Origin of the sequence: Lysinibacillus sp. NPDC056220, assembly GCF_049315265.1 — a bacterium.
GTDB lineage: Bacteria > Bacillota > Bacilli > Bacillales_A > Planococcaceae > Lysinibacillus > Lysinibacillus pinottii.
In genome coordinates this window covers 494,535-506,742 of sequence record NZ_JBMOXD010000001.1, presented here as the reverse complement: position 1 = coordinate 506,742, position 12,208 = coordinate 494,535, and the positions used below count along the sequence as shown (strand labels likewise).

At 37.0% G+C, this 12,208-nt stretch carries 13 protein-coding genes; 11 read left to right on the top strand and 2 right to left on the bottom strand.

Going from position 1 to position 12,208, the window contains the following annotated elements; genetic code table 11:
• Position 1: 1 nt before the first annotated feature.
• Genes ACOZBY_RS02490 through spoVM form a run of 6 tightly spaced genes read left to right on the top strand, consistent with a single transcriptional unit; the run spans position 2 to position 5,079 of the window.
• A complete protein-coding gene (locus ACOZBY_RS02490; protein ID WP_031418963.1) occupies positions 2-751 on the top strand; it encodes a Stp1/IreP family PP2C-type Ser/Thr phosphatase in 750 nt (249 codons plus the stop codon).
• 2 nt (positions 752-753) lie between these two features.
• Positions 754-2,742 carry a Stk1 family PASTA domain-containing Ser/Thr kinase gene (pknB, locus tag ACOZBY_RS02485; protein WP_031418964.1) on the top strand — a complete coding sequence of 663 codons (1,989 nt, stop codon included), beginning with the start codon at positions 754-756 and terminating at the stop codon, positions 2,740-2,742.
• 11 nt (positions 2,743-2,753) lie between these two features.
• On the top strand, positions 2,754-3,638 hold the full coding sequence (rsgA, locus tag ACOZBY_RS02480) for a ribosome small subunit-dependent GTPase A (RefSeq protein ID WP_422761412.1): 885 nt from the start codon (positions 2,754-2,756) through the stop codon (positions 3,636-3,638).
• A 2-nt stretch (positions 3,639-3,640) separates the two neighbouring features.
• The gene (rpe, locus tag ACOZBY_RS02475) at positions 3,641-4,309 is read left to right on the top strand and encodes a ribulose-phosphate 3-epimerase (RefSeq protein ID WP_012293214.1); all 669 of its coding nucleotides are present in this window, start codon (positions 3,641-3,643) and stop codon (positions 4,307-4,309) included.
• Positions 4,306-4,959, top strand: a complete 654-nt coding sequence (locus tag ACOZBY_RS02470; RefSeq protein WP_031418965.1) for a thiamine diphosphokinase — start codon at positions 4,306-4,308, stop codon at positions 4,957-4,959. The genes rpe and ACOZBY_RS02470 overlap by 4 nt, the downstream gene beginning before the upstream one ends.
• 18 nt (positions 4,960-4,977) lie before the next feature.
• Positions 4,978-5,079 (top strand): stage V sporulation protein SpoVM, encoded by a 102-nt coding sequence (gene spoVM / locus ACOZBY_RS02465; protein ID WP_099805045.1) that lies wholly within the window; start codon positions 4,978-4,980, stop codon positions 5,077-5,079.
• A gap of 119 nt (positions 5,080-5,198) precedes the next feature.
• On the opposite strand, the gene rpmB is transcribed toward spoVM, so the two are convergent.
• Entirely contained in the window at positions 5,199-5,387 is a 189-nt protein-coding gene (rpmB, locus tag ACOZBY_RS02460; RefSeq protein ID WP_004227417.1) for a 50S ribosomal protein L28, read from the bottom strand.
• Positions 5,388-5,574: 187 nt separating this feature from the next.
• On the bottom strand, positions 5,575-6,318 hold the full coding sequence (locus ACOZBY_RS02455) for an IclR family transcriptional regulator (RefSeq protein ID WP_031418966.1): 744 nt from the start codon (positions 6,316-6,318) through the stop codon (positions 5,575-5,577).
• Between the two features lie 303 nt (positions 6,319-6,621).
• On the opposite strand from ACOZBY_RS02455, the gene ACOZBY_RS02450 reads away from it, so the two are divergent.
• The 5 genes from ACOZBY_RS02450 to ACOZBY_RS02430 all read left to right on the top strand — a co-directional run bounded on the left by ACOZBY_RS02450 (position 6,622) and on the right by ACOZBY_RS02430 (position 12,195).
• A complete protein-coding gene (locus ACOZBY_RS02450; RefSeq protein ID WP_031418967.1) occupies positions 6,622-7,494 on the top strand; it encodes a dimethylarginine dimethylaminohydrolase family protein in 873 nt (290 codons plus the stop codon).
• A 16-nt stretch (positions 7,495-7,510) separates the two neighbouring features.
• The gene (locus ACOZBY_RS02445) at positions 7,511-8,272 is read left to right on the top strand and encodes a dimethylarginine dimethylaminohydrolase family protein (protein ID WP_031418968.1); all 762 of its coding nucleotides are present in this window, start codon (positions 7,511-7,513) and stop codon (positions 8,270-8,272) included.
• A gap of 110 nt (positions 8,273-8,382) precedes the next feature.
• Positions 8,383-9,810, top strand: a complete 1,428-nt coding sequence (locus tag ACOZBY_RS02440; RefSeq protein ID WP_012293219.1) for an amino acid permease — start codon at positions 8,383-8,385, stop codon at positions 9,808-9,810.
• Between the two features lie 37 nt (positions 9,811-9,847).
• The gene (locus ACOZBY_RS02435) at positions 9,848-11,452 is read left to right on the top strand and encodes a M20/M25/M40 family metallo-hydrolase (protein ID WP_012293220.1); all 1,605 of its coding nucleotides are present in this window, start codon (positions 9,848-9,850) and stop codon (positions 11,450-11,452) included.
• Positions 11,453-11,835: 383 nt separating this feature from the next.
• Positions 11,836-12,195: an Asp23/Gls24 family envelope stress response protein gene (locus tag ACOZBY_RS02430; RefSeq protein WP_012293221.1), complete on the top strand. Its 360-nt coding sequence runs from the start codon at positions 11,836-11,838 to the stop codon at positions 12,193-12,195.
• The last annotated feature ends 13 nt before the right edge of the window (positions 12,196-12,208 follow it).

The window sequence follows — 12,208 nt, the reverse complement described above, 5'->3', positions numbered from 1 at the left end:
GTTGGAATACACAGTCGAAAGTGATATTGGTTTAAAACGATCCATTAATGAAGACCGTGCTGCATTATTTAAACGTCCTGACGGGCTTGCACTAGCACTTGTGGCGGACGGCATGGGTGGTCATAATGCTGGAGATGTAGCAAGTGATATGGCAATAAAACAGATGGAGACCTTTTTTTTACAGGCAGACGCACATCATTTTGAATCAACAACATCAAAGAAAGAATGGTTATTACAAACAGTAAAGCAATTGAATAAAAATATTTATGACTATTCTTTATCACACGAAGACTGTAAAGGAATGGGCACGACGTTTATTGCAGTGTTAATAGAAGAACATCATTGTTTCATTGCACATGTTGGTGATAGTCGTGTGTATTATTTCTTTGAAGATGGTGCACAACAAATAACAAGGGATCATTCTTATGTTAATGTACTGGTTGAAAATGGAGAAATTAGTGAAGAGGAAGCTTTGACGCATCCAAAGAAAAATTTTATCTTAAAAGCTGTTGGTACAGAGGAAGCAATTGAACCAGATTTTTATGAAGTAGAGTTGGCATCAAATTCGTATTTACTCATTTGTTCAGATGGATTAAGTAATAAACTAACTGTCTATGAAATGGCTTCAATCATTACGTATCCCGAACCTATAATGGAAAAAGGACGTAAACTTGTAGAATTAGCAAATGCTAGCGGGGGAGAAGATAATATCTCCCTCGTGCTGCTAACTAAAAAGGATGAGGAGGTGTAAGAATGCTTGTAGGTAAAAGAATTAGTGACCGTTATAAGATTTTAGAACTCATTGGTGGCGGGGGTATGTCCAATGTCTATTTAGCTCATGATATGATATTAAATCGGGATGTGGCCATAAAAATATTACGCTATGATTTTTCCAATGAGGATGAATTACATCGACGTTTTCAACGTGAGGCACTGTCTGCTACAAGTCTTACACATCCTAATATTGTTAGTGTTTATGATGTAGGTGACGATGGTGATCTACACTATATTGTGATGGAATATGTTCAAGGAAAAACTTTAAAGCAGTACATACAAGAATTTGCACCAATTTCACCAGCTAGAAGTGTGCATATTATGAAGCAATTAACGTCTGCTATTGCTAATGCCCATGAAAATCATATTATTCATCGTGATATTAAACCACAAAATATTTTGATGGATGCAGAGGGTAATGTAAAAATAACTGATTTTGGAATTGCCATGACGTTAAGTGCTACATCCTTTACACAAACGAATTCTGTATTAGGGACAGTGCATTACTTATCACCAGAGCAAGCTAGGGGCGGTACAGCTACAAATCAATCTGACATATATGCACTGGGTATAGTATTGTATGAATTATTAACAGGTGAATTACCTTTTTCTGGGGAGTCAGCTGTTTCTATTGCACTTAAGCATTTACAAGCAGAAACACCTTCTGTTCGTGCTTTTGATGGAACCATTCCACAAAGCTTAGAAAATGTAGTACTTAAGGCAACAGCCAAAGCAGCTTCCCATCGCTATAATACAGTGGAAGAAATGTATGAAGATTTGGAAACCGTATTATCATCTTCCCGAATAAATGAACCAAAGTTTGTCATACCAGTGGATAATGATGCGACAAAAGCTATTCCAATTATTAAAGAGGAAGTTTTAAAGAAAGATGAAGATTTAACTAAAACAAGGGTCATTGAACCTATTGTGGACTATACATCTCCAGCTCAGGCGCAACCTAAAAAACCTGTAGAAAAACCTATTCCTGCTAAAGCAAAGAAGAAAAAGTGGCCTAAGTTTGTGGCAGGATTATTGATAGCAGTAATTATCATCTTCTTATTCTTCATATTCGCAGCAGATTTATTTAGCCCGAAAAAAATAGCTGTCCCGGATGTGACAAATTTGACTGTAGAGGATGCTACAAAAAAATTAGTGGCAGAGGGATTTGTGGTTGCTGAGGAGCACCAGGAGCGAAATCATGAAGACATTGAAAAGGGTCATGTCATTGAAACAGACCCAGAAAAAAATTCGATGCGAGCAAAAGGCTCAGAGATCGACCTAATTGTTAGTCTAGGCGTGGAGACAACGACCGTTGATAATTATGTGGGACAAAATTATAGTCAAGTAGAGGCTTTAATAAAAGGAAAGTATAAAGAAGTTAGAAAAGAGGAAGTTCCTTCTCGTGAACCTGAAGGTAGAATTATCGAGCAAAGTATTCCAGCTGATACAGAAGTGATAGCGAAAGAGGAAACAATGACCTTTAAAGTAAGTCAAGGAGTTCGAATGGTAAGGGTGGAAAGTGTTGTGAATTATACGAAAGCGGATATGGATAACTATGTCAATAGAGTGGGCCTCAATTGGCGTGTATCTCGTGAAGATTATCATGAGACGATTCCTGCTGGCAGTGTAATTTCACAATTGACAAAAGCTGGTACTATGGTGGAGGAAGGCTCTGTTATATCGGTTGTTATCAGTAAAGGACCAGCTAAAAAGCCTGAAAAACTTTTGCTTAAGCCCGTAGTCATTGAGTATAAACCTAAAGAAGAGGGTGTACCTCAAAAAGTTCGCATTGAAATTCAAGATAAAAATCATACATTTTCTGAACCAGTTACAGAGTTGGAAATTTTAAATGATACGCCTTACAATATACAGCTTGTTATTGAAGAAGGCAAAGATGCGAGTTATAGAATTATCCGTGACTCAGAAATCATCTTAGAAGAAAAAGTTAACTATAATGATGTCAATTAAGGAGGAATTGGATGGCGCAAGGCCAAATAAGAAAAGCATTAAGTGGTTATTATTATGTTTATGACGGTCATCAGCTTATTCAATGTCGAGGACGTGGGGTCTTTCGCAATCGCGGAGAATCCCCGCTTGTCGGTGATATTGTAGAATATTCTTTGGAAACAGAAGGATCGGATGGGACCATTCAAAAGATTTTAGAACGTCAAAATGAATTGGTTCGGCCACCAATTGCCAATATTGATCAAGGTATTTTAGTGTTTTCTGTAAAAGAGCCTAATTTCAATACCATATTACTCGATCGCTTTTTAGTTGTTTTAGAATCGTTCCATGTGCACCCTATTATTTGTCTAACAAAAATGGATTTGCTAGAAAATGACGAACGTACGGAATTACAGAGTTATATAACTGATTATGAAAATATGGGCTATACAGTTCTTCAAACTTACAAAGATGAAGAAGAATTGTTGGAAAGATTGCAGCCTATTTTAAAGGGAAAAACAACTGTCCTAGCAGGCCAATCTGGTGTTGGAAAATCAACATTGCTGAATACATTAATCCCCGAATTAAATTTAAAAACAGGTATTATCTCACAGAGCCTAGGGCGAGGAAAACATACAACACGTCACGTCGAATTGATTGAGGTCTGTGATGGTTTATTGGCCGATACTCCTGGATTCAGTTCGTTTGATTTTGATGAAATTGAGAAAGAAGAATTAGGCGCATGTTTTCCTGAAATAGCTAGAATGGCGGATCATTGTAAATTCAGAGGCTGTTTACACATGAAAGAGCCTAAATGTGCAGTTAAAGCGTCAGTAGAAGCAGGAGAAATTCGTGACTACCGCTATAAACATTACGAACAATTTATGCAAGAAATTATGGATCGAAAGCCGAGGTATTAAGGATGATACAAATAGCACCATCAATTTTAGCAGCTAATTTTGCGAAATTAGGAGAAGAAGTAAAGGAAGTAGAGCAAGCGGGTGCAAAGCTAATTCATATAGATGTGATGGATGGCCATTTTGTGCCGAATATTTCATTTGGCTCAATCGTATTAGATGCTATCCGTCCATTAACAGATTTACCATTAGATGTACATTTAATGATTGAAAACCCAGATCAGTATATTGAACAGTTTGCTCAAGCTGGAGCAGACTATATTACGGTGCATGCTGAAGCATGTCGTCATTTACATCGAACAATCCAATTAATCCGTTCGTATGGTATAAAGGCGGGGGTTGTATTAAATCCACATACACCAATCGAATCTATTCAGCATGTCCTAGAAGATATCGATATGGTATTATTAATGACTGTCAATCCAGGGTTTGGCGGACAAAAATTCATTCATTCGGTTGTGCCTAAAATTGAGGCTTTATCAACACTGATTAAAGAGCGTGGGTTGGACATCGCTATTGAAATTGACGGTGGAATTACAGCAGAAACGATTGTTCCATGTGCACAGGCAGGGGCGACGATTTTTGTGGCAGGGTCAGCCATCTATAGTAAAGAGGATCGAACAGCTGCACTTCAGGAAATTTTAGCGGCTGGTGAGGCAGCGATTAAAGGATGACGACAGTCGTTGTTTGTGCAGGTGGTCCAAAACAAGAACTATGCTCGCTCACAACGCTTCAATCACAACGGGATGTAGTGTTTATTGGTGCAGATCGAGGGGCTTTGTATTTAATAGAGCAGGGTATTACGCCACATGCAATTGTTGGTGATTTTGATTCATTATCAGATGAAGAATATCAGTTGGTGTTGGCACAGACAAATGATCAGCAACGTTTTAAGGAAGAGAAAAATGAAACAGATACAGATTTAGCCTTGCTTAAAGCATTTACGTTTGCACCTCAAGAAATTATTTTGACAGGTGTTACTGGAGGGCGTTTAGATCATTACGAGGCAGCTGTTCGCTCTATTTATCGTTTACAAAAAGAGCATCCACACATTGTATTCAAGATTATTAATCATACAAATATGTTGCAATTTTTATTGCCGGGTACACATGCTATTTATGCAGATAGCCGATACCGTTACTTATCCTTCTTTGCACATGAAGAGCCTATTAAAGATGTGACATTAAGGCAAGTAAAATATGAAACAACGAAAGAAGAAATCACTTTAGGTACATCGCGATTTACAAGTAATGAAATAATAGGAACTTCAGGGTCTATATCTTTCTCAAGAGGCATATGTTTAATGATAAGAAGCATAGATTAGCGTAAGGGGGAGAGAGTCCTGAAAGTATATACGTTCCAATTGCCGAAATTTGTTAGTAGTATCACGCGCACATGTATTAACCTATTTAAAAAAGATAAGAAAGTAAAAAAATCCGACTAAAAGTAGTCGGATTTTTTCATTCTTTGCTATATGTAGATTTTTATGCAGTTAATCATTCTATAACAAAAGAAAAAAATCGATTTACGCTCAAAGCGAAATCGATTTTTTAGAAGCGTCGATTAAACGCGCTCGATTTTACCTGATTTTAATGCACGAGCAGAAACCCATACACGTTTTGGTTTACCGTCAACTAAGATACGAACTTTTTGAAGGTTAGCACCCCAAGTACGTTTGTTAGCGTTCATAGCGTGGGAACGGTTGTTACCAGTACGAGCTTTACGTCCTGTGATTACACATTGTTTTGGCATGTTGTATTCCCTCCTTACTGTTGATGCTGAAAGATTATTATATTTCAGTTCGGTATTTCACATACCATAATAATTTAACATACGATGGCGCTCAGTGCAACAGTTTTCACATAACCTTTCAAGAAAAAAACCTTTACAGGCAAAATTGGTGAACAAAAATAGATTTTCTTTGAAAGAATCAGTTCTTCTAATCTTTTCCTCGATAACCAAGTTTCAGTGAGACGCGTTTTCCAGTATTAACTAAACGTTCAATGAGTGTTTGAACGTGCTCTTGCGAAACATTGAAGCTAACGAAACCGATGCTAACTGCTCCTACGACTTCACCAAAACCATCTAAAACGGAAACGGCAATGGAAGAAGTACCAGCTGTTCGTTCTCCGTGACTAATCGCATAACCTTGTTGTCGAATTTGACGAAGCTGTTCCTCCAACTCAGGTATTTCATCTTGTGTTACTAGCTGATCTAATATTTCTTTCGAGTGTGAGGGAGACATAGAGGCAAGAATAGCTTTATTGGCTGCTCCGATATGTAGTGGTATACGAATACCCAATTGGTCATAAATACGAATCGGATTAGCAGCACTATCTATTCTTTCAATAATAATCGTATCTAAACCTGCTGGCTTACTTAAATATACACTTTCCTCAACATCTCTTGCTAATCGCTCTAACTCTGGTCGGATTTTGCTAATATAATCCATCGTATCGTAGACTTGCAAACCGAGTTCCATCCAAATGGTACCGAGTCGATAATGTTTGGTTTGTTCATCTTGCTCAATCATTCCTTGGTTAATCATCGCTTTTAAAATTCTATGTAAAGTACTTAGAGGTAAATCACATTTTGTTGAAAGCTCTGAAATGGACAAGCTACTGTCATTTGCTTCAGAAGCTAAAACCTTCGCAATAGTCATAGCTCGCTCTAATAATTGCATTTGTCCTACCTCCTTTTCTCCTATTTTATTTTTATTCTCCATCTACGTCTAGTTCCAATCTTACTGGGCCCCTGAGGTACTATGAAAAGTCAAACTTCATTCAATAAATAATTTTAAGCAAAAAGAATGGGAATTGAAAATTCCGACCAAATACAGCAGAGCCTTCTTAGTAGTTTGAGAAGAAAGTGAAAAATAAAAGTTTTCTAAATATATTGACAGTATAACATAAAACGCATATATTTTTCATATAAACTTTCCTCTTAACGGAAACGTTTTCCACTAAACGGAAAAGGAGTGAAGGGAATGCATTATTGCTCATCAATGTATACACCTTTAAAACACGTCATAGTAAAACATCCAAAAGATGCTTTCCGAAGCCAGAAACATCTTAGTGATGAATGGAAAACTTTTAACTACTTATCTGAGCCCAACTTTGAAGAAGCATTAAAGGAATATGCAGAGTTTGTTGAGATTCTTAAAAAGTATGTTGACACAATTGATTATCTACCATTGTCAGACGAGGTGGGGCTAGATTCGCTTTATGCCCATGATCCAGTAAAATTCACGCCAAAGGGTGCCATTTTATTAAAGTCTGGAAAAAAATTAAGACAGCCAGAGGCTTCCATCTACAAAGCATTTTTACAGGACAAGGGTATTTCAATAATTGGAGAACTCACTGGCGATGCAGTAGCAGATGGTGGAGACATTGTTTGGTTAGATGATCGAACACTTGCTGTCGGTAGGGGATATCGAACAAATGATGAAGCCATTCGTCAGCTAAAAGAAATGACAGCTGAAATGGTAGATGAATTTATTGTTGTCCAGCTACCACATGATTTAGGTGAAGCTGAATGCTTACATCTAATGTCTTTCATTAGTATGGTTGATAAAGATTTAGCTGTTGTACATTCCCGTTTAATGCCTGTATTTTTCCGCCAATTGCTAGTGGAAAGAGGTATTCAGTTAGTGGAAGTTCCAAAGGATGAATACGATACACTTGGCTGTAATGTGTTAGCGCTTGCACCACGAGTTTGTGTTATTCCTGAAGGAAACACGGTCACAAAACAGCAACTGATTCAAGCTGGTGCAACAGTTTTTGAATATAAAGGTCATCAAATTTCTGTGTTAGGAACAGGCGGCCCTACATGTCTGACTTGTCCAGTAATAAGAGCATAAAAGGAGAGAAAAGAATATGTTTAAAAATGTTATTGTTAAAAATCCAGGAAATAGTTTTGTAAACGGTTTAACAACTAGTGATTTAGGAAAACCAATTTTAGAAAAATTATATGAACAGCATGAAAAGTATGTAGAGGCTTTAAAAAAATGTGGGGTAGAGGTAACACAATTACCAGTAAATGAGGCATTTCCTGACTCAACATTTGTAGAGGATACGGCTGTTTTAACACCAGAATTTGCTATCATTTCAAATCCAGGGGCTGCTGCTCGTAACCGTGAAATTGAAGATATCGAACCTGCTGTAAAGCAATTCTACGATAAAATTTATTATATAAAAGGATCTGGAACGCTTGATGGAGGAGATGTATTACAGGCTGAAAAGAAATTTTATGTAGGAATTTCAGATCGTACAAATGAAGAAGGGGCTCAACAATTTAAGGAAATCGTTGAACAAGAGGGCTATGAGGCGACGATTATCCCATTAAAAGAATTCTTCCATTTAAAAACTGGTATTGCTTATGTAGGAGACAATCGTATGGTGCTAGCTGGTGAGTTCGTGGATCATCCGGCATTTGAATCCTATGAAAAAATTATCATTCCAAAGGAAGATGAATACTCTGCTAACTGTATCCAAGTCAATGATTATATTATTATTCCAGCTGGATACCCAGAAACAAATCGTAAATTACTTGACCTAGGTTATCAAACGATTGAACTAGAGATGTCCGAATTTAGAAAACATGATGGTGGCTTAAGCTGCCTATCATTACGTTTTTAAGTAGGACTGCTTAACCCAATCAATTTAAAAGAGATAAATTGATTGGGTACTTTGGTTGTTTATATATCAGAATATTCTATAAATTCACAATATATGGGAGGGTTAAATGGATGTTGGATAATGGGGATCAATTTCACAATCAACAACTAAACCGTTCGATGAAAAGTCGTCACTTATTAATGCTTTCTCTAGGGGGAGTTATCGGAACAGGGTTATTTTTAAATGTTGGCTATACCATTAATCAAGCGGGCCCAGGTGGAGCACTAATTGGCTATTTATTCGGTGGGTTAATTTTATTTATGGTCATGAATTGTCTAGGGGAATTAGCTGTTTACATGCCTGTTACCGGTTCCTTTCAAACATATGCTACACGTTTTATTAGCCCCTCAGCTGGATTTTCATTGGGCTGGATGTACTTTGTCGGGTCAGCGGCGACAGCGGGTGTTGAGTTTACAGCTGCTGGAATTTTAATGCAGCATTGGTTTCCAGATATACCTATTTGGATATGGTGTGCTGTATTTATGGTTCTTTTATTTGTCTTAAATGCTTTAACTACAAAGGGGTTTGCTGAAGCAGAATTTTGGTTTGCGAGTATTAAAGTAATCGCAGTTATTGCCTTTATCATCATAGGTGGGGCTGCTATTTTTGGCTTGATACCTTTAGCAGATCGTCCAACACCTCATTTGACAAATTTAGCACCGTCTGGCTTATTCCCAGCGGGTATTTCCATTATTTTTGTCACGATGATGAATGTTATTTTTTCTTATCAAGGGTCAGAGCTTGTGGGAATTGCAGCTGGTGAAACCGAAAATCCTGAAAAAAATATACCAAGAGCTATTCGGACAATTCTTTTTAGAATTATAGTTTTTTATATTGCTTCTATTATCGTATTATCAGCCATCTTCCCATCCTCAGAGCTTGGTCTAATGGAGAGTCCATTTGTGACGTTGATGCATATAGCTGGTGTTCCCTATGCAGCAGGTATTATGAATTTTGTTATTTTAACCGCAATCCTATCTGTCGGTAATTCATGTTTGTATGCGTCAACTCGTTTACTGTTCTCTATGTCACATGAGGGAATGGCACCAAAATTATTTGGGCGTCTTACTAAAAATAAAGTACCTCTAAATGCACTAATCTTTACGATGGCTTTCTCACTATTATCATTATTAACAAGTGTGATGGAAGCAGATGCGGTATTTGTTTTATTAATGTCGGTTGCAGGAATATCTGTCACGATTTCATGGATGGGCATTTGTGCTTCTCAATTAATGTTCCGCTATCGTTATATAAAGTCTGGTGGAAATTTGGCAGATTTAAAATTTAAAACACCATTATTTCCGTTAATACCTATATTTTGTATTTTCTTTTGCTTAGTAATTCTGATTTTTTTAGCATTTGATCCAACCCAAAGAATTGGCCTATTGTATGGCATTGGCTTTTTTATTGCCTGTATGATTTTTTATCGATTGAAATTAAAAAAAGCATCTAATGCTACTACAGACACCAAAAATGAAGAGTCATCAGATATTCGTTAAAAACCCTCTAACGAGTTCGATTTAAAGGAGAATTTTTATGGAAAATTACATGTGGAATACCCCAGAAAAACTGCGAGCACTACTATGTGAAATTGTTAGCTGGGATAGTAGAACATTGACTGAGGGGGAAAATGAATTTGCCTATAAATTGAAAAATAAACTGTTAGCGCTTCCATATTTTACTCAGCACCCTGAGTTTATCGAATTGCATGAGGCAGGTCTTGGAAGAAACGCTGTAACTGCTTTATATAAACATCCTACAGCAATCGATACAGTAGTGCTAATAAGTCATTTCGATACAGTGCATACTGAGGAATATGGTGAGTTAGAGCCTCTAGCTTTTTTCCCTGAGGAATTGACTAAAAAGCTAATGGAGCATAAATACAAAAAGGATTTACCAGAAGCCGCTAAAATTGATTTGGAATCAGGTAATTATTTGTTTGGTCGTGGCACAATGGATATGAAAATGGGACTGGCATTACACATGCAGCTAATTGAAAAGGCAAGCTTCGAGCAATGGCCCATTAATTTAATTTTAACTGCGGTCCCAGATGAAGAAGTGAATTCAGCGGGAATGAGAGCCGCGGTTGTAGAGCTTGTAAGAATACGTGAACAGTATGATTTAACGTACCAATTATTTTTAAATAGTGAACCGTCCTTTTCACAAGGACCCGCTGATACAAATGAATATATTTATTCAGGCACTATTGGTAAGATTATGCCTGCTGCTCTATTTTATGGCAAAGAAACACATGTCGGTGAGCCTTTAAAGGGAATGACAGCTAATTTTATTGCTTCTTATATGACACAGCATATGGAGTGGAATCCTCTTTTCCGCGAAACAGATTTAGGAGAGAGCACACCACTTCCGGTATCTTTACAGCTAAAAGACTTGAAAATGGAATACTCTACACAAACACCATATCGTGCTGCTGCTCTTTATAATGTATTTTTATTAAAACGTACAGCAGCAGAAGTAATGGATATATTTGAAAAGGTCGCATTCCAAGCAATGTCGGCTTGTAACGAACAGTATTTGCAAATCTGTAAACGAGAAAAAGTACAAGGTGTGGGGACAGTCAACGTATTACGATATGAAGCTCTCTTAGAACATGCCGTCCGGAAACTGGGGGCTGAAGAAGTCGATTCTATCAAATCACAAGTTCTTAAGCAAAGTACATGGGATGACCGTGAAAAGTCAATTCGTATCGTTGATCAGCTCATGATACGTTGTCAGGAATTAGCACCAGCCACTGTTCTGTTATATGCACCACCTTATTACCCGGCTATTAATTCATCCAATCATCCACTTGTTGTAAAATCGATTGAATTAATGAAGAAAACAGCGCAAACATTCGACATTGAAGTGCAGCAAATACATTATTTTAACGGGATTTGTGATTTAAGCTATGTGAACTATACAGATGAATCAGATGAATGGTTAGCCTTCGAGCGTAATACACCTGTATGGGGGAATACGTATAATATTCCATTTAAAGAAATGACCGCATTACAAGGACCGGTTTTAAATGTAGGACCATTTGGAAAGGATGCACACCAAAAAACAGAAAGATTACATGTAGATAGTGCCTTTAAAGAAATGCCTATTATGATAGATACTCTTATAAAAAGCTTATTTTAATTAAATACAATAAAAAGTTGATGCTTTTATAGTATCAGCTTTTTTTATTTCTAGTATTGACTTGTCATGTTCATGCTGAAAAAAATCTATATTGGAAGTAAATATAAGGAGATGCTCACATAGGCATGTGTCATGGTAAGATTTTGAGATATGAGGGTAAATAAATAGGCTGTGAACTTGCTGATCGAGCGTTATATTTCATAAAACAAATTGGCGGAAATAAATTTAATTGGAAGAAGACCATTTTCGATGAATCCACAAATACGTTGATTTAAAGTCACAAAACGTTGCTACATAGCCTTTCTTTACCCCCTTAGGTTGCTTAAATTACAACGAAAGTGTTACAATATACTTTAGTCAAAAAGAGCCAAGGGGGCATTTCTATGTCAATTGAGTTAAACAATGAATTCGGCCAAATTGATATTTCAACAGATGTACTTGCACAAATTGCTGGTGGTGCTGCTGTAGAATGCTACGGGATTGTTGGCATGGCATCTAAACATCAAATTCGTGATGGTCTAACTGATATTTTACGTAAAGAAAACTTCACAAAAGGTGTTGTGATTCGACAACAAGACGACGATTTACATATTGATATGTACATTATTGTTAGTTACGGGACAAAAATTTCGGAAGTTGCTTACCAAGTACAGTCGAAAGTGAAATATACAGTAGATAAAACATTGGGTATGAGCGTAAAATCTGTCAATATCTTTGTACAGGGCGTTCGTGTAGCGAATTAAGAGGAGGAACTAA